Here is a 21,507-nt window from a genome sequence, read left to right on the forward strand (position 1 = left end):
TCGCCGTCAGGGTTTCAGACTCATGAGCCAGCTCAGGACGTCGGCCTTCTCGGCCGACGAGCATTCGCGCCCGACGACGTCCTTGCAGTTTCTGCGGAACCACTTTTCGGTCCTGGCGCCGTCCGTGAACCGGGCCGGGTTGAAAGCGGGCGCAAGCGGCTCGATGGTCTTACCGGTAACGATGTGCGTGCCTGCACCGGTCGGCGTGCCGCCATGGCAGGTCGCGCAGCTCCAGTCGCGCCCATGTCGGGACGTGAAGAACTGCTGACCGCGCGACGGCATGGCGCCGACGCCTGACTGTGCCGTGTAGCCGGCCAGCAACTGGGCCGGCGTTTCGGCACCTGCGTCGGCGATGGCGGCCACGCATATGGCAGCCCCCAGGCCTGCCCGGCATAGCATGCGAACCGAGTCGGATATGCGCATCGTGGTTCTCCTGAGCGATGCGTTCATCTTCGGGGGAATTCCTTACCGGATTCTTAACGCACGGATGCGCGCGCCGTGTCGCGAGTGCGATGCCGCCCGCCACATGGCCGTTGCGTCGCGCCCGATCGGCCGCTCTTGCAGCAAGCATCCGGCCACCCGTTCATCCCGCCTTGACGCAAGTCAAGCGTTCGATACCGGCAGGCACCTAGTCTGAAGTTCAATCCGTCTCGTTGCACGGGAGTCCTGCCGAGACAGTTTTGCCGATCAGTCGAGGATGCTGGCGATGATCACGCTGCGAACACGTACATGGATTGCGTCCGTCGCGCTGGCGATCTCCTGCGCATCCGTCGTCGATGCGGAGGAACTGGCGCGCATTCCGCCACACTCTCAGCGCTACGGCGCGCATATCGGCATATCCGCGTACGACGACCCGAAGCTCCACGGAGTAACGTGCTTCGTCTCGGAGCCGCACGCGCGCGACGAACGACCGTCCTTGCGCGACAGACATGGCGCCGGAGCATCGGTGTCCTGTCACCAGACCGGAACGCTCGCCACGACCGCCCGCTTGCCGCGGCTGGCTCAGGTATTCGACGAATCCGTCGATCCGGTGTTTGGATCGATACACGTGGTCCGGATTGTCGATCTCCGGCGTCTCGTCGTCGTCTACTTCTCGTACATGGAAAGCGACGTGGCGGGCGATCTCCCGGGGCATGTGGATGTCGTCCGCTTGCCGGTGCACTGGGGTGGAACGGACGCATCCGCCGAATGATGCGGCGTCATGACTCTGGCGGCGGCATGACCTGCGTCAAGCCTGCGTTTTCGCGCGATGTCAGCATGGAAGCAAGATTCCGGTCGCTTTGCGTGCGCATTGCCGATGCGGTAAATCCACCGCCGAGGAGGCCCCTATGCGATCGCGAATTTTTCTTGTGCTGCTTGCCTGGCTGGCATTGCTTGTCGGCGCGGTATCGACCGCCGGTGCGAACGACCTGACGCGCAGCGTGACGACGGGCAAGCTCGTCGTCCACTACGGTGTGGTTCCGGCGAGTCGCGCCGCTACGCCGGGCGGCGGTTCCGGCGTGGCGTCGAACAACGTGAACCTGTTCCTGCTCACGGTCGCCCTGTTCGACAGGTCGAACGGAAAGCGCATTGATAATGCTCACGTCGTTGCTGTCGTGCAGGGACCGCGAAGCGAAGCCAGTGCCTTCCATTCAAAATCGACGCGGATAGCACTCGACCCGACGCAGGACGGCAATGCGGTCACGTACGGGAACGTGTTCGACGCACGTTGGAAAGGTGTCTATCACATCGATCTCACGATCACGAGAGACGGCCTCGGCCATCCGGAGCATGTCCGCCTCAACTACGATCAGCAGTTCTGACCGGTCGAGGTAGTCTCTCGTGTTCGCGTTCGTGCTGCTTCGCGCAGCACGAATGCACGCTCGTGCGCCACTCGGCATCGACGTGAGCACCGCCCTTTTCCCCGCTGATGTGTGTCGACCGCTTACGTTTACATCGAGGGAAGCGTAAGAGGATAGACGAGATGGCTGATCACCTGTTTGACGCCCGGTACAGTCTGGGCTGCCACGCACACCGCTTTGCGCTCCTCTTCGCTGAAGATCACGCCCCATAGATGTACCCTGCCGTTCCTGACGATGATCTGGCCTCGCGTTAGCGCCCAGCGTTGGCCAGACATCGCATTCAGTATCGCCTCGCGTATCTCGACGTCCGCATGCGCGACCGACTTCCGTTTGTCGTTCGTCTCGCTGGCAAGCGCGCGCACGAGATCGGCTCGACTCACCAGGCCTGCCACCTTGCCGTTGTCGACGACTGGCACGCGCTTGATGCGGTGCCGTTCCAGCAATTCGGCAACTTCGGACAGCGGCGTGTCCTCGGCGACCGTGACGACGTCGACAGTCATCAGGTCCTTCACGGTCTGCGCGTGTTCCTTTACATACTCGCTGGCCAATTCACGGCTGGACGCAAGAAGCTCCAGCCACCAGGAGCGGCGCCTGGCATGCGTGCCAATTTCGACACGGTGCACGAGGTCGCCTTCGCTGACGATCCCGATCAGCTTTCCGTCCGCATCGATTACTGGAACCGCGCTGATCGAGTGCTCCACGAGCAGCTTTGCGGTCTCCTGAACGCTCATCTCCGGACTGGCGGAAATGACCGCGGTCGTCATCACGTCACGCGCTCGCATAAGGTGCTCCTTCAATGCGTTGGCCCCTCGCCGGCTCGTCTGCGGTGAAAAGCTGCGCGCACTCACTGAGACCGGCTGGCCTGCAAGATGAATGCTTCACTCGGAAACCCGAGGCAAGCTTGAGCGATGTCAACCGACAGCCGATTGCACCGCAGATGCGGCGATCCAGGCGTTCAAGCGGCGTCGTGATCCGCGATCACCGGTTCTTTGCACTTGCGACGCAAGTGTCGGCCACGGTCGAATCGGGCGTCGGACGGGCAACACGTGGCGCCCCCGATCCCGGATGTGCCAGCCGCGCGCAAGCTTGCGCAGCAGCACCAGGTCGATCCCGACAGTGTCACGGGCACCGACCCGACAGGCTCGGTGACGCTTGCGGACGTCGAACGGGCGATCGCGGCGGCGGGTTTGCCTGCGGCCGGCACGCCCCGGAGAGCGCTCTCCGGCAACGAGACGGGTTATCGCGGCTGCGTATCCGACGGCAATCGCGGTGCGCTGTTCCTGGTTGAGCTGGGTGAATTGCTGCAGCACCCCGAGGAGTTGAACCGATGAACAATGCAGACATCCTTTCGGCCGTACTGGAAACGCTTGCATCCGTCGCGCCGGAACTCGACCCGTCGACGCTGCGTGCGGATCGTCCGCTGCGCAGTCAGGTCGATCTCGATTCGATGGACTGGCTCAATTTTCTGACGGGCCTTCATGCGCGGCTGAAGGTGGAGATCCCGGAGCGCGACTATGGTCGTCTGGTTACGCTCGACGATATCGTCGGCTATCTCGCGGCCGCAGACGCACACCGACCGGTGTCTTGAGGCCGGTCCATCGCGCAAGCTGGCATTTGCGCCGACGTCGGAGCGTCCGCCGCACCGTTACACGAGGGCGCACGGTCCCGTGCGCCCGCGCATGCTTCAGCGCGCCGCAGGCGTCGCGACCGCTTCCGCCAGCCTGCGCGCTGCCTGTTCGGCAAATGCCGCCAGAATCGGGCTGGCATCGCCATGCAACGTTTCGCGCGGCGTCACGCGACATTCGGCGAGCGGCGACTTGCGTGCCAGTGTCCGCATTTGCGTTAGCGCGGAGTCCGCACCACGTTGCGCGAAGCTGCAAAAGAATGCGACACGCGGCAGGCGCCGCTGATTCGCGACGAGATACGCCCGCACCGGCGACGATACGCAGCCTGCCCAGACCGGGGAACCGATCACCACGAGATCGTACGCGGACGGGTCGCGCTTCGCCGCGACGATCTCCGCCGGCTTCTGGTTGATTGCCTCGACGAGCGAACGCAGATAGCCGAACGGGCCCGTGCGATCGCGCGTCACGATGATTTCCTCGACGTCGGCGTCGAGCATCTCGGCCAACGCGGCCGCGGCCCGGCGGGTCGTGCCGGTGCGCGAATAGAATACGACGAGAACCTTGCCGGCATACATGACGACCTCCCTCATGCACGCTTGTCGGGCGGCGCGTGCGTCCGTTGAATCCATTCGCCATGACGCGCGGGCGATCTGCAGAAAATCGGTCCCGTGTGGGCGGATTGCACGCGACGGTGCAACCACTGGCGCAAGGGCGCCGTAGCCGATATCCCGGTTATCGGCTCCGCATGCATGGCGAATGCAGGATCGCCTTTCATCGACCGTCCGAATGTCGGTGTTTCACGGCATGATCGAGCGGTCGAGAAGAAAACGGAAAGCATGTGCACCGGCATCCCGCGGCATGCGTCGGTGGATGCCCGCAACCTGTTTCAGCCCGCCTTCACCTCGATCTTCTTCTCGGCCTTGCGCGTTTCCAGCGTCTTCGGCAGCGTGACCGTCAGAATGCCTTTCTGGAACGACGCCTCGATCTTGTTTCTGTCATTCTCGATTGGTGATGACCGCGGCAATTGACAGAGATCAACGCTCAGGATCGAGAGACCGAAGGCGCTTGGGCAAGCACACGCGGTGCGAAACGCATTGCGCTCGTTGACCCAGGTCAATCGGCACGACGCGCCGGCAGGTGGAATATCCGTATCGGCGCCGGTCCCGAGACGCGTCGTGCCCGGCTTCGTCGCAGAGGAGGTGTATCGTGCCCGCAAAATCGCTTGTCTTTCACCAGGATGCTCGCCAACGGCTGCTCAAAGGCGTCAACGCGATTGCCGAGGCAGTCAAGATCACGCTCGGCCCGGGCGGCCGCAACGTGATCGTCGAGCGGGCCGGCGCCGCGCCGCTGGTTGCGAACTCGGGCGTCGTCGTCGCCGGCGCTGTCGACCTGCCCGACCCGTTCGAGGAAATGGGCGCCCAGTTGTTGCGCGAAGTGGCGACCCGCACGAGCGAAGTCGCCGGCGACGGCACGACCACTGCCACCACCCTGGCACAGGCAATCGTTGCCGAAGGCATCAAGTGCGTCACTGCCGGGCACGATCCGATGGCGCTCAAGCGCGCGATCGAAGCGGCCGGCCGCGACGTGGTCGCCGAACTGCACCGCTTGTCGAAACCGTGCGCGAGCGCGGACGAGATGCGCCAGATCGCGACGATTTCCGCCAGCGGCGACAGCACGATCGGCGCGCTCGTCGCACAGGCCGTCGAGCGTGTGGGCAGAGACGGCGCGATCAGCATCGAGGACGGCACGAAGCTCGACGACGAGCTAGAGACGGTGGACGGCTCGCTGATCGATCGCGGTTATCTGTCGCCGCTGTTCGTCGATTCGGACAATCATCGCGTCGTCCTTGACGAGCCGCGCATCCTGCTCTGCGACATGAACATCAGCGCGATCGCACAACTGCTGCCGGTACTCGAGGCGCTCAGCAGCACCGGCAAGCCGCTTCTCGTCGTCGCGAACGAAGTGGAAGGCGAGGCGCTGGCGACCCTCGTCGTCAACCACCTGCGCGGCACGCTGAAATCGTGCGCGATCCGCTCGCCCGGATTCGGCGAGGCACGCACCGAGCAGCTTGCCGACCTCGCCGCGCTGACTGGCGCGACGGTCATTTCCGCTCAGGCTGGCCGGACACTCGAGCGCACGACGCTGGACGATCTCGGTGCCGCGCGGCGCGTCGAGATCACGCGCGAGACGACGACCGTCATCGCCGGACGAGGCGAACGCCAGCACATCGACGACCGCGTTCAGGCGCTGCGTACACGTATCGCGGCGACACCGGCCGGATACGAGCGCGACGCGCTGACGCGCCGGCTGACGAAACTCGCGGGCGGCGTCGCGGTGATTCGCGTCGGCGCCGCGACGGAAACCGCACTGCGCGAGCGCAAGAATCGCTTCGAGGATGCGTTGCATGCGACGCGCGCCGCGATGGAGGAAGGCATTGTGCCGGGCGGTGGCGTCGCACTGCTGCGTGCACGGCGCGCGCTCGTAGGCAATGGCACATACCTGACGGATGTGCAGCGCACCGGCGCGCGGATCGTGCACGACGCACTGGCGTCCCCGCTGCGTCAGATCGCCGAAAATGCCGGAGCGGACGCACAGGCCGTCGTACACGCGGTCGATGTCGCAACCGGAGCGTTCGGCTATGACGCGGCGACGGCGACATATGGGGACATGATTGCTGCCGGAATCGTCGACCCCGTCAAGGTCGCGCGTTCGGCGCTACAGAACGCGATTTCGGTCGCGTCGCTGCTGCTCACGACCGATTGCATGATCGCGCATCGCCCACGCACGGCCGCGTCACCGGGCGCCGCGCAATCGGGAAACTGGGGCGCCGAACTCGGCTGAGCCATTCGCGTGCCACCGGTGGATCTCGTACGTAATACGCGGAATTCAAGTCGGCAGCGGAGCCGCAGGCGCCACCGCTGCCGCAGGGCTGTCGATTCCACCCTGGATGCCGGTGACAGGAAACATCGAGCCGGGCGTCGATTCAATCCACATATTGCGTCAGTGATACTGAATAATGATTCAGGTATCCGTCAGGTCATCCAATCGTCAGATGATCAACAACTTCGCGCACACCCTTGACTGACCATGCCGCACCGCGCGCGGCGCGCTTTTCCGCCATCGAATCGACCGTGCCGGTCAGCGTGACGATACCGTTCGCCACCTCGATGGAGATCGCCGCGCCTTTTCGCTGTGCACGGCGAGCCAACGCATCGGCAATCTCGGCGCAGATGTCCTGCGCGGTATGGGCGGCGCGCACTTGAATGCGGTTCGCGACGCCGACGACGCCGGCCATCCGGCTCACCAGCGCCTCTGCCGCTTGACGCTGAAAACCCCACTCCACCTCGCCGTCGAGCGTCACGCGGCCATGGTCGACCTCGACGCGGATCGACTGGTCCTGCAACGCTTCCTGCCAGTCGAGCGCGGACATGATCCTGGCTTCCAGTTCCGCGTCCGAGCGACTGGCTGCCGGCGCGGCGATTTCGAGTTCCAGCAGCAGCACACGCACGCCGCCGACGCGCTGGACCGCCTTCTGCGCCGCGAACTTCTGCGCCCAGCTCGAGACCATGCCCAGCAGCGTCACGGCGCCGTCGCGCACCGTGACCTCGATCTGGCGCGCGTCGACAGCCGGATCCCGGGACAGTTCCTGTTCGACATCGTGTTTGAGTTTCGCGTCGGACTTCATGTCGGTCTCCTGTCGGATTGCAGGTTCAGCGGATCGGTTTCGCGTCGATGGCACGATCGGAATTGCTCTCTTCCAGCCGATCACGGGGCGCTCATATCGCCGATCGGTCGACCGATGCCGGTCGTAACCGCGTCAGGCTCGCATTCACAATGAAGGGGTGCCGTACACACGCCGTTGATGTTGGTCAAACCTTGTCGTCCGCGTTACACCCTGGCCTGGACACTCTCTCGATGAAATCGTCGCGTTTCCGCGGGCCGACGCGGTCTATGAAAGTCGCCGTTGATGCGTGTCAAGCGGCGGTCGCCCCGGAAGCCTAGGCTGAAAACGTGGACGACATCGTCCCGACGTACGCGCTCAGGTTGGGAGGCAACCATGCAGACCGGACATCATTTCCTACCCGAGTTTCGGCATGCGACCTTGCCGACCTATTTCGTTTCCTACGTGTTTCCCCTGCTGCTGGCCGGATATGAGGTGTATCGGATCAGCTATTGGGTGAGCCGGCATGGCTGGAATTTTGCGCAACTGCCGCAGGCCGGCTACGAGTTCACGCTGATGCTGTTCGTATTTGCACTGCAGGTGATTCTCGACGGGTTGTTCTTCATTACGGCATGGTCAGGCAAGCATCCGGACGTCGGGCATCGGCTCGCGAACATGACGCTCGGTGTTCTGTGCTCGGCAGTGGTCATCGCGTTCGATGTCGCTCTTCAGATCGCCACGTTCTGAATCGTAATCTCCGGACCGCCGGCACGACGAGGCAAGACCGGCATTCATCAACCATCAACGGATCAAGCAATGAAGCCACCTTACGAACTGGTATTTCAAGGCATGCCGCGCTCGGACGCGCTCGAGGCGGAAGCCGCTCGCCATGTATCCAAACTCGATCGATTCCGGCAGGACATCTCGCATTGCAGGGTCAATGTCGTGCTGGACGAGAAGCACGATCATCAGGGGAAGCCGTTCAATATCCGGATCGAAATCACGATTCCCGGACATCAACTGGTATCCAGCAAAGAACACGACGAGGACGTCTACGTCGCGCTGCGCAATGCCTTCGGCAACGTCACGAGAATGCTCGAAGACACGGGACGCAAGCAGCGAGGCCGCGGCAAACGGCACGATGAACATCCGGCCGGTCCTGCCACGCAATCCGAGGCGCACGAATAGCGTGCAGTTGCGCGAGCGTGCGCCCGTGGACAGCCGCGCGACGCGCACGCCGATCGGTGCCCGCCACGATGGTGCGCAGACGCTCCACCGCGAGTCCGACCGAAACGAGCGCCCGTTCCGGCATTCTGCCGCCCATTCTCCGCACGTCGCGCCATGGCATGCGTCGCGCATGCCATGCACGTCCGCCGCCTGTTTGCCATCCGTTCAGTACAGCAGAAATGCTGCTCTCTCAGGCGCGAACGCCGCATCCTGCGCGACAACCACGCGCTCGATCTCGTCGAGCGACCGCCCCGCCTCCAGCATGTCCGCCACCTCGCGCGAACCGACCGATGCACGGATCGCATCGATCCGGAACCGCGCCGGATAACGCCGGTGCAGCGCCAGTGCGAGCGCCAGCCCGATCTCGCCCGGACGCGCCGCGCCGGGCGGCCGTTCGATGCGCACCCCTTCGCATACCTTGCCGCGATACGGCCCCTCCGCTGGCACGAAGCGGACCGCCGAGAACGTCGCGTCCAGCCTCATCGCGCGAAGATCGCCCGCGAGGATGCGCCCGTCGATCCACGGCGCGCCGACCACGCCGAACGGTGTCTCGGTGCCGCGCCCGACACTGACAGCCGCTCCCTCGATGAGCCCCGTCTCCGGGTACAGCGACATCGCGGCGCCATCGCGCAGGTTCGGCGATGGAGGCACCCAGCCGAGCCCGGTATCGCCGAAGCGCATCGCGCGCACGTAATTCGCCATCGGCACCACGGTCAGCGCCGCACCGATATGCAGGCGGTCATTGAACAGCCGCGCCAGTTCGCCGAGCGTCATGCCGGGCTGGAGCGGCAACGGGTAATAGCCGGTGAACGTGGCCGGCCCGGCATCGGCGACGGGGCCGCCGACCACATCGCCGCCCAGCGGGTCCGGGCGGTCGAGCACGAGCACCGGGCGATGCGCGGCGGCGGCGGCCTCGAGCGCGTAACCGAGGGTGGCCAGGTACGTGAAAAAGCGTACGCCTGCGTCCTGCAGGTCGAGCACCAGCACGTCGGCATCGGCGAGCAGTGCGGGCGCGATCCTGCGGCGATCGCCGTAGAGACTGTGAACGACCACACCGGTCGCGGCGTCGACCGTGTCGCCGAAGGTCTCGTCGACGTCGGTGCCGAGCCCGTGCTCGGGCGCGAACAGGGCGACGAGCCGCGCGCCCGGTGCCTGCGCGAGCAGGTCGACCGTGCGCCGGCCGAACCGGTCGAAGCCGCTGTGGTTCGTGACGAGCGCAATGCGCTTGCCTGCGACGGCCGCGAAGCCGCTCGCGGCGAGCACGTCGATGCCGGCCAGAACCGGCCCGCGCGATGCCGGCAACCGGGCGACCTGCGCGAGCGCCGCCGCCATCGCGGGCACGCGCGTCGCGATCCACGACGACGTCACGGGCGCGGCCTCGCTCGAGACGATGCCGAGCACGAGTGAGCGCAATGGCATCGCCGTGCCGGTTTCGTCGGGATACAGCCGGCTCGTGAGCACGATCGCGAAGCGGCGCGTCACGGGATCGATCCACAGCGCCGTGCCCGTGTAGCCGAGGTGTTGCAGCGCGCCGACCGGCGGCAGCCGGTAACGGTTCGCGACGAGCGGCGGCCCGACCGCCCAGCCGGGCGTGTGCAGGTCGCCTTCCGCGTCGAGCGTGGCCGGCGTTTCGAGCGCGGCCACGCTGCGTCGCGTCAGCACGCGCACCGGGCCGAGCGAACCGCCGTTTAGCAACATGCGCGCGAAGCGTGCCAGATCGTCCGCACTCGCGAACAGGCCCGCATTGCCGGCAACGCCACCCATCGCGGCCGCGACGGGATCGTGGACACTTCCCCGGAGCAGGCGGCCATCGCGAACGATGGTGGGCGCCACGCGCGCGAACAGCGGCGCCGGTGGCCGGAACGCGGTGCTCGCCATCCCGAGCGGCGCGAACACATGCGCGGCGCACCACGCGTCGAGCGGCCAATGTGACACACGCTCGACGATCTCGCCAAGCACCACGTAGTTGACGTCGCTGTAGCGCACCTGTGTGCCGGCCGGCGTGCCGGGTGTCATCGCGACGATGTCGGCCAGCACGGCGGCACGGCTGCGCAGCGCCCGGGACGACGACACGGCGGCCGGCAGCCCCGACACATGCGCGAGCAACTGGCGGATCGTGATGCTGGCCTTGTCGTGCGCTCCGAACGCGGGCCAGTAGCGCGCGGCCGGCGCGTCGAGGCGCAGCATGCCGCGCTCCGCGAGCTGCATGATCGCGACCGCCGTCGCCACCGGCTTGGTCAGCGACGCAAGATCGAAGACGGTATCGGCCGTCATCGCCTCGACGTGCTCGCCCGTCATGCGCAGGCCGCGCGCGACGCGCACCCGCACGCCGTCCGCGTCGCCCGTCACGACCACCGCGCCGGCAAGATGGCCATCGGCGATCTCGGCGGCGATCGCCTCGTCGATCGCGGCGGTCTGCTGCCGAGCCGCGGCCGTGTCGGATTCCGCGTGCGCACCGGCTGATGCAAGCATGAACAGCAGCGCGCCAGTCAGCGCGGCAGCACAGCGGGATCGTAGCGATCGAGCCTGTTCCACTGCATCCATTCCTTCGTGCCGAGCGCATCGGCTGAGTCGAGCTGCGAGCGGAGGCCCGCCACGTCGATGACGCGAGCGCCGCGCATTGCCGTCGCGCGGCTTCTGAGCGAACGCGCGGCTAGCGGGCTGGCTGCTCCTGCGATCCGGAACATTCGGCACACAGACGTATCGCGCCGTGCCGTTCGGGGTCGTGCCAGTAAAAGCGCACATCGACGGCGCCGCGCGCCGGTACGACGACGTGCCGGACTTCCTGAACGGCCCTGTCGTGCGCGGACACGGTATATCGCCCCGGCGGCACGCGCGCGAACAGGAACGGGCCCATCGTGCGTGCGTCGAGAATCGTCGACTTGCCGGACGACAGCGTGACATCGACATCGGAAAGATAATGGCCCCTCTTCGATGCGAACGTGATCCTCAGGTTGTAGCGAGGCGCGACATCGCGAAATGCAGTGACCTCGTCCTGACCGATTCCGCCGGTGATATAAGCGACACCGTTGCGCACGATCGGCTCGGTCGACGTTTGAGCCAGCACGTTCGCACCGATGTTCAGCAGACAGGCTGCCAGCAGCATCTTCACGGTTCCGGTCCACATCTTCACTCTCCTGATTGAGCACGCATGGCTGCGATACCGCCCGTCCGGTCGCGGAACGGGCTGCGTGCGGTGACGTCGCGCATTGGTGTCGACGATGATGTCAGCGTCGCGCGGAACGTCGATTTCCCGTTGACTCAGGTCAAGTGCGCGCCTGTCGAAGCCGAACGAGTAGTCATCGCGCCTCATCTGCCCGTGCGGCACGCCTGAAAACAGGGGGAGCGGGATACCGACGGCGCAATCGTCCGTGACGGCTGTCAGCCGATATTGCATGCCCCGTCGGAAATTTCCGACACGGCGGCCCGATGTCGGACAGCAAGTTCAGGCCACGCTGATTGTCCCGTGCGGCTTCACTGTCAATACTGGAGACGTGACAGGACACAACGTGTTTCGCGGCCGGCGCGTGACGCTTCCGCCCCGCCGCCTCAGGACCGAGGAGCTCGCGATGATCGATTCGACCGCTGCGCACGCCGAGGACGCCACGCTGGATGGCGAACCGCCGGTCGGTGCCCACCTCGTGACCCGCCGCCCCGGCTATCTCCATCACGGGATCTACATCGGCGACGGCAACGTCATTCACTACGCGGGATGGTCACGCCATGCGAGCGTCGGACCGGTCGAGGTTGTCACCCTGGACGGTTTCCGTGCCGGCTTCGGGTTCGCGGTCATTCGCCACGCGCGCACGCTCTACGACGGAACGGAAGCCGCGCGCCGCGCGGCCTCGCGCCTTGGCGAATGCCAATACCGGCTGCTCACGAACAACTGCGAGCATTTCTGCCTGTGGTGCCTGTTCGGTGTGGGGAGAAGCGAGCAGGTCGCGTCGTGTCTGCGCAACCCGGCGCACGGCATCGCGGTCGCCGTCATGCTGATGGCGTGCGTTCTGGCCGCGCGACTGCATCCAGCGATGGCCGGGCGCGAATGCCCTGCACGGTATTTGGCCTAGTATCGACGGCAGGCCCTCGCTCAGTCATTCGACGACTTGACCATCACCCGCGGCCCCGCAAGACGGCACGCGCACGCCCCCACCGTTTCGCCTGCGCGATCGCAATCCGGATCGCGCTGCCCTCGGTGCGCCCCTGTCGCAGCAGCGCGTTGGCAATCTCGATCGCCTTGCCGCGAACCGCCGGCGGCAGATTCCGCATCGAGGGCGGATAACGCTCGTCATTCCACGGCATGATCGATTCGACTCCTGCACGTTCGCGCCGGTCCGCACCTGCCGCTCAGCGCGGCAACGCGGCAGGATCGTAGCGATTGCGCGGATTCCACAGCATCCAGCCGTCCGTGCCCGCCGCATCGGCCGCATCGACCTGTGCGCGGATCTCGTCGGCATCGAACGGCCGGCGATCGAACGCATAGTCGCGAAACGCCTGGAGCCACGGCCGAAACCGGACACCGTCCAGTCCGGTCCGGCGCTTCGCCTCGGCCAGCGACCGTGCGACGATCTCGCCGGAATGTTCGGTGGGCTTCCGGCAGCCGGGCAAACCCCACGTAAAGCCCGATGGATAGAGCATCGGCGACACATAGTCGACGACCGGTCCGAGCGCATCGAGCCGCTGCCCGATCGAGGTGTCGTCGCTGTTCCAGCAGACGTACCCGAAAATGTCCGCCGACACGTAGAGGTTGTACGGACGCAGCCGTTCACGCGCACCGATCAGGAATCCGGTGATCGCCGCGACCCGGTTGGCCTCGGTATTGGGCTCGGCGAACCGGAGGCCGTTGGCGTCGGGAAAACGCAGGTAGTCGAACTGGATTTCGTCGAAACCCATGCGGGCGGCCTCTTCCGCGACGTCGTAGTTGTGTTGCCAGGCCGCGCGCGACGTCGGGTCGATCCAGCGCTGATGCTCGCGGTCCTGCCAGATCTCGCCGGCTGCATCGCGCACGGCCCACTCGGGGTGAGCGCGAGCCAGCGGGTCGTCCTTGAACACGACGATGCGGGCAATCAGGTAGAGACCGCGCGCGTGGAACGTCCGCAGCAGATCCGGCAGATCGGGCGGACGAACGATGGCACCGGCGACATTGCTCGCGGCACCGGAGATCTCACGCGCCAGGCTGCGATATGGCGTCACGCCGCTGTCGCCCTTCACGTCGATGACGAGCGCGTTGATCGCCGTCTTGTCCTGAAGGGACAGCGCCGCCTCGCGCAGCGTGCGGTCCGCGACGCCGTAAGCGGACAGATAGACGGCTTTCGGACGCATCGGGGTCAACCGGATTGTTTGTGCGCCCACGGCGGGTGCCAGTGTGACTTCGGTTCGCGCGTAGCCCGGCGCACGCACGCTCAGGCGTGTAACCGCCGCGTCGATCTCCAGTGAAAACGCGCCATCTCGATCCGCGGTACGGTTCGCGCCCGACGCATGGCCGATCGCGCCGGCCAGCGGGTGCCCGTTCGTCGCATCGACGACGGTGATCTTGACGGGCGCCGCGTGGACGGCGAATCCGGCGAGCGACACGAGCAGACAGGCGATCAGGCGTTCAATCATGACTTCCCCCGGCGGTTCTCAGCAATCCGTTCATGCATCGTGTGTCGCAGGCGTCCGTCATCAGATAGCGCGGCAGCGCCATTGCCGGGTCGGTGACGCGAACGGGGCGCGCATCGAGCGTGAATGCCGCGATGTAGCCCTGGCGAGCGGCCAACTGGTCGGTCTGCGCATCATGGACGCCGAACGGCCAGGCCAGCATCCGGACCGGCTGGCCGGTTTCGGACTCGAGCCGTTCGCGCGACCGGCTCAACTGGAACGACACGAAGCGCAGGTAGTCGTCCGGCGTGAGTCGGGCGCGTTCGGTGCGGAAATTCGGATGCCAGTACGTGTGGGACTCGATGTCGAACCCGCCGGACTGCCCGAGCACGCGCAACTGGTCCCATGTCATCGCATAGCTGGCGTTGGAAATGGCCGAGGGATAGATGAACAGCGTGACCGGCACGGGATGTGCAGCCAGCAATGGGCGCAGCACGTCGTAGACGGAGCGATGGCCGTCGTCGACGGTGATCGCGACCGCTCGCGCCGGCACGGCATCGGCCTGGCCGCCATGCCAGCGCACGACGTCGGCGAGCGGCACGATGCGGTAGCCGTTCGCCTCGATCGCCTGCAGCTGGTGGCGGAACGTTTCGGTACGGACCGTCATCGAATCCAGTCGCGCGGTGGCGAACCGGTGGTAGACCAGGATCAGCACACGCTGAGATGGCGAATCGACGGTCGCGACGTCGGCGGACGAAACCGGCGGCACGCACGACAACAGGAGCAGGCAGGCGAGCAGGCGAAAGGCCATGGAAGATCTCGTGGAATGGCTGCCCCATTTTTCGCGATCGCGGCGCGAAAACCGCTGAGCCAGATCAACGATTGATCGTACGGGGACGCGATCGTGCGTGCGTCAGGCCACCTGGTCGTCAGCTTGCCTGCGCAACCAGTTCGGCATGAATCCGTTCGACGTCGTCGCGCGTGCACAGCGCCGTGCCCGGGTGCTCGACCGACGCAGCCGATGCCGCCAGCGCATAGCGGCACGCTTCGTCGAACGGCACGCCGCGCGCCAGCGCCCAGACCATGCCGCCGACGAAACTGTCGCCGGCGCCGACCGTGCTGCACACCGCTGCCGGCCTGCCGGGCAGGCGCAGCGCGCCGTCGCGCGTGACGACCCATGCGCCGCGCGCACCGAGCGTCAACGCGACGATGTCGGCTTGCCCGCGCGCCACGAGTTCGCTCGCCTTCCGGCATGCCGACGTGTCGTCGAGCGGTTCGCCGGCCAGCGCGCTCAGTTCGCCGAGACTGGGCTTCACGAGATGAACACCGGCCTCGAGGGCCGCTTGCAGCGCCCGGCCCGCCGCATCGACCACGACCCGGCTGCCCCTTGCCCGTGCCGTCCGCGCGAGCGTCGCATACAGGTCGTCGGGCGCGCCGGGCGGCAGGCTGCCGCTCAGCACGAGATAGCGCGGCGCAGGTTGCATGGCGTCGATGCGGGCTGCGCAGTCGCGCCACTCGGCCTCTGTGACCAACGGCCCCGGCATCAGGAACCGGTATTCGCGCCCGGTCGCGGTCTCGGTCACGCAGACGTTCTCTCGCGTCTCGCCGGCGATCCTGATGCGCACGGCCGGCAGGCGCTCGGCTTCCAGCAGCAGCGTCAATACGTCGCCGGTCGGGCCGCCTGCCAGGTACAGCGCGACGCAGTCGCCCCCGAGGCGGTGAATGGTTCGGGCGACGTTGATCCCGCCGCCGCCGGGGTCACGCCGCGGGCGTGCGCAGCGCAGCTTGTGCGTATCGACGATGTGCTCGACGGACGTCGCGACATCGACGGCCGGATTCAAGGTAACGGTAACGATATCGGTCATGTGCGTGGTTCGCAGTCGATGGCTGGCGCGACGGCGCGGCGATTCGCGGCAACCGCCGCGTGCCGGCCGTGCCTCCACCTTACGTTCGACGCCGGTGACGGCGTTGACCGCCGTCAAGCGATGTCGCGAAGGGACACGGTTGCGCTCGATCAACGACACGTTCGGGCAGGCTCCTACAGTGAGTCATTCATCGTCGCCGAGCCCCGTCATGGACGAGCAGCCGCTTTGCACCACCGTGTTCGCCGAACGCTACGCGCAGCCCGGCGAGACGTCTCGCGCGGCCGTTTTCCATCGCGTCGCCCGTGCACTGTCGCTCGCCGAGCCGGCCGAGCTCCGTGCACAGGTGGAGCGCGCGTTTTTCGTGAACCTGCAGCGTGGCGCGATCGGCGCGGGCCGCATCCTCGCGAATGCCGGCGCGCATACCGGCGGCACGATGATCAATTGCTTCGTCCATCCGCTCGCGATTCCGGCCGACACGCCCGTTCATGACCTCGACGCAGCGCTCGCGCATGCACTCGACGACGCACGGGTCACGCTGGCGATGGGCGGCGGCATTGGCTACGACTTCTCGCCGGTGCCGCCCGCCGACGCGTACGAACGGCGCCTGTCATCCGGGCGCGGCGCATGCGCGGCGATTGACCGCTTCGATACGATGTGCCGCGCGCTGCCGTTTTCCGGCCCGCGCCGGGGCGCGCAAATGGGTGTGCTGCGCTGCGATCATCCGGACCTCGTCGCATTCGTCGCGGCCAAGCGCGGGCGCTCGCGCTGGCCGACGTTCAACCTGTCGGTCGGCGTCACGGACGCGTTCATGCAGGCGGTCCGGCACGACCTGCCGTGGGCGCTCGTCCATCACGCACCGCCAGGCTACGTATTCGGCACACCGCCCCGGCGGCCGGACGGACGTTACCTTTACGCGACGGTTCAGGCCCGCACGCTCTGGCACGAGATCGTCAACGCCGCACGCGACAGTGCCGAACCCGGGCTGCTGTTCCTCGACACGATCCGCGACGCGAATCCGCTGCGCGAACACGAGCGGATCGACGCGACGAACCCGTGCGGCGAACAGCCGCTGCCGTCGTACGGCAGCTGTGTGCTCGGGCCGATCGACCTGTCGCGGTTCGTTCTACATCCGTTCGGTGTCGACAGGAAGCCGCGCTTCGACTTCGCGACACTCGCCGACGCGGTGCGCATCCAGGTCCGCATGCTCGACAACGTGCTCGACCTGACCGCGTGGCCGCTCGCCGCGCACGAGCACGAGGCGCGGCGGACACGGCGCATCGGGGTCGGCGTGACCGGGCTGGCCGACGCGCTGACGATGCTGCGGCTGCGCTACGACAGCGTGGAGGCACGCACGCTCGCACGCGGGATCGTGCTGACGATGCGCGAGCATGCGTTTGCCGCATCGGCCGCGCTTGCAGCCGAGCGCGGCGTGTTTCCGGCCTACGACCCGGCCGCCTATCTGACCGGCCCCGCATATCGCACGCCGTTGCCGCTGAAGGTGCATCACGCGATCGCGCGGCACGGGCTGCGCAACAGCCATCTGCTGTCGTTCGCGCCGGCCGGCAGCGTGAGCCTCGCGTTCTGCGACAACTGCTCGAACGGGATCGAGCCGGCCGTCGGCTGGACGCAGCGTCGCATGGTCCGCACCGCCGACGGGCAGGTCCGGTCGTTTCGTGCGGAGAATCACGCTTACCGGCTGTTCCGCGAGCTGCATGGTGAGAGCGTCAAGCTGCCGGGCTATTTCGTCACGGCCGCGGACATCGCGCCGGAGGATCATGTCGCGATGCTCGCGGCGCTGCAGCCGTGTGTCGACGCCGGCATCTCGAAGACCGTGACGATGCCCGGCCAGTGTTCGCTCGCGGAGGTCGACGCGTTGTTCTTCCAGGCGTGGCGCGACGGGCTCAAGGGCATCACGGTTTTCCGGCCCGATCCGCGGCTCGCGTCGGTCGTGACCGATGACGCGGCGCACGCGCGGCGCGACGGCCCTGTCTGCATCGGTTGTTGAGCGATAACGATAGCCGACGGCAGGCGTCCGGTGCGATCGCGGCGGTCGTTCCTTCAGGCGGAGACGCCCGTGGTCGTTTCCGAGTCGGTTTCCGCCGGCCGGGGTGTGTCGCCGGCATCGTCCGCCGGCGCGATGAGCGCCACCAGCATGTCGTGATCGATCGATTCGTGCTGCAGCAAGCTGCACGCGATCCGTTCGAGCGCATCGCGCTGCTCGCCGAGCGTTACCGTGACCCGCGCATGCGCATCCTCGAGCAGCGCGCGCACCTCTTCGTCGATCAGTTGCGCCGTGTGCTCGCTGCAGTGACCGTCGCCCGGCGTCCACACGCCCGGCGCCGCGCCCTGGCGTGCGCCATCGTCGAGCGTCACGAGGCCGACCTTCTCGCTCATTCCGTACTGCATCACCATGTGACGCGCCAGCGCGGTCGCCCGTTCGAGATCGTTCTGCGCGCCGGTCGACACGTCGCCGAATATGATCTCCTCGGCCACGCGTCCGCCGAGCAATACGTCGAGCCGATCAAGCAATTCGCTCCGGCGCAGCACGTAGCGATCCTCGGTCGGTACCTGCTGTGTGTAACCTAGCGCCGCGATTCCGCGCGGGATGATCGACACCTTCTTCACGGGATCGCAGTGCGCGCGGCTTTGCGCGACGAGCGCATGCCCCGACTCGTGGTACGCGATGGTCCGCTTTTCCTGTTCGTTCATCACGCGGCTCTTGCGCTCCATGCCGCTCATCGCGCGATCGATGGCTTCGTCGAAATCGGCCATCCCGATCGCGGGCTTGCCCAGTTCGGCCGCATGCAACGCGGCTTCGTTGACGACGTTCGCGAGATCGGCGCCGACGAAGCCCGGCGTGCGCTGCGCCAGCTCGGCCAGGTCGACTTCCGGCGCGAGCTTCACGTGCTTCGTATGCACGGCCAGGATCTGCTTGCGCCCGATCAGGTCCGGCCGGTCGATCGCGATGTGACGGTCGAAACGCCCGGGGCGCAGCAGCGCGGGATCCAGGATCTCCGGCCGGTTGGTCGCGGCCATGATGATGACGCCCGAATTGGCCTGAAAGCCGTCCATCTCGACGAGCAACTGGTTCAGCGTCTGCTCGCGCTCGTCGTTACCCGACATCAGGCCGACACCGCGCGCCTTGCCGAGCGCATCGAGCTCGTCGATGAACACGATGCACGGCGCGCTCTGCTGGGCCTGCTCGAAGAGATCGCGCACACGCGCCGCGCCGACGCCGACGAACATCTCGACGAACGCCGAGCCGCTGATCGTGAAGAACGGCACCGCGGCCTCGCCGGCGACCGCACGGGCCAGCAGCGTCTTGCCGGTACCGGGCGCACCGACGATCAGCACGCCCTTTGGGATCTTGCCGCCGAGCCGCTGGTAGCGTTCGGGGTTGCGCAGGAACGCGACGATCTGCTGCAACTCGGCCTTCGCCTCGTCGATGCCCGCGATATCGTCGAACGTGATGCCGGTTTCCTTCTGCACGTACACGCGGGCGCGGCTTTTGCCCATGCCGCTCAGGTCCCTCATCCCGCCCGGCCTTCGCATCATGAAATTCCAGATCAGGACGAAGCCGATCAACGGGAAAATCCATGACGCGAGCGTCCCGATCCAGCCCGTATCGGTCGCGCCGCGGTAGCGAATCCCGGCAGTCGTCAGCGTGGCGACCAGGCCTTCGTCGCTCACCCGGTTCGTCGTGAAGCGCCACGGCGGGCCGGCTCCCTTCACCTCGGCCGCGTCGGACGCGGGCAGCGCGGCGCCGGCCTCCGGCATGCGCAGCGTGCCAGAGATCGACGTTTGGCCGATCTCGAGATCGTCGACGAGCCGTGCGTCCACCAGGTGGTGAAAATCGCTGTAGGAAATCGACGTCGCCGCCGGCTGGCGCGCCAGCAGTTGAACCGCCACCAGCACGGCGAACGCGATCGGGATCAGCAGCCCGGAGTAGTCGAATGCTTTTTTCATGGGATCGAACCTGACCGGTGGACTACCACACGCTCACGCGTCGTCGCGCTTCCAGTGCGCTCGCAGCACGTCCTCGCCGTCGCGATAGTTGATCTTGAGATCGCCGTGGTGCGCGTGCAGCAACGCTTCGCCGAGGCGGCGGACCATATGCATGCCCGTCGTTCGAACGATGAGCGAATCGGCGGATTTCTCGATGTCCATGATGCGTTCGAGCGCGTGCTCGCTCGTCTCCAGATCGGCCTGACGCTCCAGCAACTCGAGAATCGTCGACCGGTGCGCGCGCAGATACTCGCCGTTCAACACCAGCTCGCCCGCTGGCACGTTTTCCCGCATGCGCTTGCAGGCCGGGCATTCGAGCTGGCGCCGATCGAGCGTGGTCGCGGACCAGGTCCAGCGGCCCGCCTCGCAGACCGCGCCGCAGCCTTCGCAGATGTGGTCGCCTGTCGGCCGCTTCGGATCACGGTAACTGTCCTTCGTATGCGGCTGCATGCGCTTGTCGCGGCGCAGATGGTTTCGGCCGGGGCCGGTATGCGAACGGTTCATCGCTGTTTCTCCTGGTAGTAGACAGCACGTGCAAGCCGGTCAGGAAACGGTCAGCCGGTCGACGACCTGCCGGACCCCCTTCACCGACCCGGCCGCGCCGCATGCGGCGCGCTTTTCGGCCAGCGACGCGACCGTGCCCGTCAGCGTGACGATGCCGTCGGTTGCGTCGATCGAAATTCCCGCGGTTTCGCGCTGCGCACGACGCGCAAGCGCCTCGGCGATCCGGACGCCGACGTCCGGCACCGTATGGTCGGCGCGCACCCGGATGCGGTTCGCCACGCCGACGACGCCGATCATCCGGCTCACCATCGCTTCCGCTGCCCGGCTCTGATACGCATGATCGACTTCGCCGTCGAGCGTCACGCAGCCGTGATCGACCTCGACGCCGATCTTGTGATCGCGCAGCGCATCCTGCCATCCGAGCGCGAACGTGATTGCGATCGCCAGTTCCTGGTCCGCGCAGGCGTTCTCCGGCGGGTCGACATTCAGCTCGAGCACCAGCGCACGCGCATCGGCGATGTGCAGTGCCGTTTTCTGCGCCTCGAGCTTCTGGGCCCAGCTGTCGACCGTGCCGCGCAACGTCACGATCCGGTCGCGGACCTCGACGTCGATCCGGCGCGCATCGATCGCCGGATTCCAGAACAACGCCTGCTCGACATCCTGCTTGAGTACTGCATCGGACTTCATGTCGGTCTCCCGTCGGCCCGTGCCGGCCGCAAAGCTCGCGAGCGAATGCGTGCGACACCGTGTTCAGCATCGCCCACGGCCGCGCCGGCGGCTTGACGAGGATCAATCAAAGGCGGGCTGGCGGCAGAGTCTGGCGGGCAGGCGATGGCCGGTTTGCCCGTTGACGCAGATCAACCGCGCGACGAGGCGCGACGCGATCATGAATCCGCAGACGTCGCCAAAACCGCAGCAACACGGACGTTTCGCATTCGTATGAACGTCGACGTCCACCGCTTTCCGGGAGACCGTCATGATCCACAAACAGTACCGCATCATGCTCGCGACGCTCAGCGTGTTCATCGCGATTGCGTCGCTGGTCGGCATCGTTCACGGGATGCTGTTCGACGAGGAGGTGTTCAGGTACTCGATCGTCACGCTGATCTCCAGCATCCTCGCGTTCGTCGTGCTGCTCAATCTCAGGCCGGGCGACCGCCCGTGACGGGCACCGCGTGGTTCCGTCCGGCACGCCATCACGA

General features: G+C 66.5%; 24 protein-coding genes. 10 read left to right on the plus strand and 14 right to left on the minus strand.

From position 1 onward, the window contains the following. Positions 1–6: 6 nt before the first annotated feature. On the minus strand, positions 7–399 hold the full coding sequence (locus BTE28158_RS13760; protein WP_239007304.1) for a DUF1924 domain-containing protein: 393 nt from the start codon (positions 397–399) through the stop codon (positions 7–9). Between the two features lie 298 nt (positions 400–697). Between BTE28158_RS13760 and BTE28158_RS13765 the strand changes: the two genes are divergently transcribed. Both BTE28158_RS13765 and BTE28158_RS13770 read left to right on the plus strand, forming a co-directional pair. After that, positions 698–1,192 (plus strand): CreA family protein, encoded by a 495-nt coding sequence (locus BTE28158_RS13765; protein WP_124625192.1) that lies wholly within the window; start codon positions 698–700, stop codon positions 1,190–1,192. 136 nt (positions 1,193–1,328) lie between these two features. After that, a complete protein-coding gene (locus tag BTE28158_RS13770; RefSeq protein WP_059602782.1) occupies positions 1,329–1,802 on the plus strand; it encodes a hypothetical protein in 474 nt (157 codons plus the stop codon). A 128-nt stretch (positions 1,803–1,930) separates the two neighbouring features. Here BTE28158_RS13770 and BTE28158_RS13775 read toward each other — a convergent pair whose 3' ends face one another. Continuing rightward, positions 1,931–2,623 (minus strand): CBS domain-containing protein, encoded by a 693-nt coding sequence (locus tag BTE28158_RS13775; protein WP_151048677.1) that lies wholly within the window; start codon positions 2,621–2,623, stop codon positions 1,931–1,933. A gap of 264 nt (positions 2,624–2,887) precedes the next feature. Here BTE28158_RS13775 and BTE28158_RS13780 point away from each other — a divergent pair, with 264 nt between their 5' ends. Both BTE28158_RS13780 and BTE28158_RS13785 read left to right on the plus strand, forming a co-directional pair. Continuing rightward, positions 2,888–3,172, plus strand: coding sequence for an E3 binding domain-containing protein (locus tag BTE28158_RS13780; protein WP_244108017.1), 285 nt, complete (start codon positions 2,888–2,890; stop codon positions 3,170–3,172). After that, the gene (locus BTE28158_RS13785) at positions 3,169–3,429 is read left to right on the plus strand and encodes an acyl carrier protein (protein ID WP_151048679.1); all 261 of its coding nucleotides are present in this window, start codon (positions 3,169–3,171) and stop codon (positions 3,427–3,429) included. Before BTE28158_RS13780 ends, BTE28158_RS13785 begins: the two co-directional genes overlap by 4 nt. Positions 3,430–3,525: 96 nt before the next feature. Here the strand turns inward: BTE28158_RS13785 and BTE28158_RS13790 are convergent, their stop codons facing one another. Together BTE28158_RS13790 and BTE28158_RS32950 are read right to left on the minus strand one after the other, a co-directional pair. After that, entirely contained in the window at positions 3,526–4,056 is a 531-nt protein-coding gene (locus BTE28158_RS13790) for a flavodoxin family protein (protein WP_239007290.1), read from the minus strand. A 296-nt stretch (positions 4,057–4,352) separates the two neighbouring features. Next, entirely contained in the window at positions 4,353–4,682 is a 330-nt protein-coding gene (locus BTE28158_RS32950) for an Hsp20 family protein (protein WP_338084150.1), read from the minus strand. Here BTE28158_RS32950 and groL point away from each other — a divergent pair. Continuing rightward, the gene (groL, locus tag BTE28158_RS13800) at positions 4,673–6,307 is read left to right on the plus strand and encodes a chaperonin GroEL (protein WP_151048680.1); all 1,635 of its coding nucleotides are present in this window, start codon (positions 4,673–4,675) and stop codon (positions 6,305–6,307) included. The genes BTE28158_RS32950 and groL overlap by 10 nt on opposite strands. 196 nt (positions 6,308–6,503) lie before the next feature. On the opposite strand, the gene BTE28158_RS13805 is transcribed toward groL, so the two are convergent. Continuing rightward, complete coding sequence (locus BTE28158_RS13805) at positions 6,504–7,151, minus strand: BON domain-containing protein (RefSeq protein ID WP_151048681.1); 648 nt, start codon at positions 7,149–7,151, stop codon at positions 6,504–6,506. 372 nt (positions 7,152–7,523) lie between these two features. On the opposite strand from BTE28158_RS13805, the gene BTE28158_RS13810 reads away from it, so the two are divergent. Next, complete coding sequence (locus BTE28158_RS13810) at positions 7,524–7,874, plus strand: hypothetical protein (RefSeq protein ID WP_059681016.1); 351 nt, start codon at positions 7,524–7,526, stop codon at positions 7,872–7,874. Between the two features lie 69 nt (positions 7,875–7,943). Next, entirely contained in the window at positions 7,944–8,315 is a 372-nt protein-coding gene (locus BTE28158_RS13815) for an HPF/RaiA family ribosome-associated protein (protein WP_151048682.1), read from the plus strand. A gap of 204 nt (positions 8,316–8,519) precedes the next feature. Here BTE28158_RS13815 and BTE28158_RS13820 read toward each other — a convergent pair whose 3' ends face one another. Both BTE28158_RS13820 and BTE28158_RS13825 read right to left on the minus strand, forming a co-directional pair. Next, positions 8,520–10,898 carry an exo-beta-N-acetylmuramidase NamZ domain-containing protein gene (locus BTE28158_RS13820; RefSeq protein WP_239007291.1) on the minus strand — a complete coding sequence of 793 codons (2,379 nt, stop codon included), beginning with the start codon at positions 10,896–10,898 and terminating at the stop codon, positions 8,520–8,522. A gap of 109 nt (positions 10,899–11,007) precedes the next feature. Further along, the gene (locus BTE28158_RS13825) at positions 11,008–11,481 is read right to left on the minus strand and encodes a carboxypeptidase regulatory-like domain-containing protein (RefSeq protein ID WP_151048684.1); all 474 of its coding nucleotides are present in this window, start codon (positions 11,479–11,481) and stop codon (positions 11,008–11,010) included. Positions 11,482–11,923: 442 nt separating this feature from the next. On the opposite strand from BTE28158_RS13825, the gene BTE28158_RS13830 reads away from it, so the two are divergent. Next, entirely contained in the window at positions 11,924–12,421 is a 498-nt protein-coding gene (locus tag BTE28158_RS13830) for a lecithin retinol acyltransferase family protein (RefSeq protein WP_151048686.1), read from the plus strand. A gap of 43 nt (positions 12,422–12,464) precedes the next feature. Here the strand turns inward: BTE28158_RS13830 and BTE28158_RS13835 are convergent, their stop codons facing one another. The 4 genes from BTE28158_RS13835 to BTE28158_RS13850 form a co-directional block, all read right to left on the minus strand. Further along, complete coding sequence (locus tag BTE28158_RS13835; RefSeq protein WP_151048687.1) at positions 12,465–12,653, minus strand: DUF2188 domain-containing protein; 189 nt, start codon at positions 12,651–12,653, stop codon at positions 12,465–12,467. 45 nt (positions 12,654–12,698) lie between these two features. Further along, positions 12,699–13,955 carry a putative glycoside hydrolase gene (locus BTE28158_RS13840; RefSeq protein ID WP_151048688.1) on the minus strand — a complete coding sequence of 419 codons (1,257 nt, stop codon included), beginning with the start codon at positions 13,953–13,955 and terminating at the stop codon, positions 12,699–12,701. Next, positions 13,948–14,742, minus strand: a complete 795-nt coding sequence (locus BTE28158_RS13845; protein WP_151048689.1) for a polysaccharide deacetylase family protein — start codon at positions 14,740–14,742, stop codon at positions 13,948–13,950. Before BTE28158_RS13845 ends, BTE28158_RS13840 begins: the two co-directional genes overlap by 8 nt. A 118-nt stretch (positions 14,743–14,860) precedes the next feature. Next, positions 14,861–15,796, minus strand: coding sequence for a 1-phosphofructokinase family hexose kinase (locus BTE28158_RS13850; RefSeq protein ID WP_124625222.1), 936 nt, complete (start codon positions 15,794–15,796; stop codon positions 14,861–14,863). A 208-nt stretch (positions 15,797–16,004) separates the two neighbouring features. On the opposite strand from BTE28158_RS13850, the gene BTE28158_RS13855 reads away from it, so the two are divergent. Then, complete coding sequence (locus BTE28158_RS13855) at positions 16,005–17,801, plus strand: adenosylcobalamin-dependent ribonucleoside-diphosphate reductase (protein ID WP_151048690.1); 1,797 nt, start codon at positions 16,005–16,007, stop codon at positions 17,799–17,801. Between the two features lie 53 nt (positions 17,802–17,854). Here BTE28158_RS13855 and ftsH read toward each other — a convergent pair whose 3' ends face one another. The 3 genes from ftsH to BTE28158_RS13870 are packed head-to-tail and all read right to left on the minus strand — an operon-like array spanning position 17,855 to position 20,992. Continuing rightward, positions 17,855–19,762: an ATP-dependent zinc metalloprotease FtsH gene (gene ftsH, locus BTE28158_RS13860; protein WP_151048691.1), complete on the minus strand. Its 1,908-nt coding sequence runs from the start codon at positions 19,760–19,762 to the stop codon at positions 17,855–17,857. 33 nt (positions 19,763–19,795) lie between these two features. Continuing rightward, a complete protein-coding gene (locus BTE28158_RS13865) occupies positions 19,796–20,305 on the minus strand; it encodes a BCAM0308 family protein (RefSeq protein ID WP_151048692.1) in 510 nt (169 codons plus the stop codon). Between the two features lie 39 nt (positions 20,306–20,344). Beyond that, positions 20,345–20,992 (minus strand): BON domain-containing protein, encoded by a 648-nt coding sequence (locus tag BTE28158_RS13870; protein WP_124625235.1) that lies wholly within the window; start codon positions 20,990–20,992, stop codon positions 20,345–20,347. Positions 20,993–21,281: 289 nt separating this feature from the next. On the opposite strand from BTE28158_RS13870, the gene BTE28158_RS13875 reads away from it, so the two are divergent. Beyond that, positions 21,282–21,470, plus strand: a complete 189-nt coding sequence (locus BTE28158_RS13875; RefSeq protein ID WP_059602737.1) for a DUF2964 family protein — start codon at positions 21,282–21,284, stop codon at positions 21,468–21,470. Positions 21,471–21,507 lie beyond the last annotated feature (37 nt).

It is taken from the genome of Burkholderia diffusa (genome assembly GCF_902499115.1).
Taxonomy (GTDB): domain Bacteria; phylum Pseudomonadota; class Gammaproteobacteria; order Burkholderiales; family Burkholderiaceae; genus Burkholderia; species Burkholderia diffusa.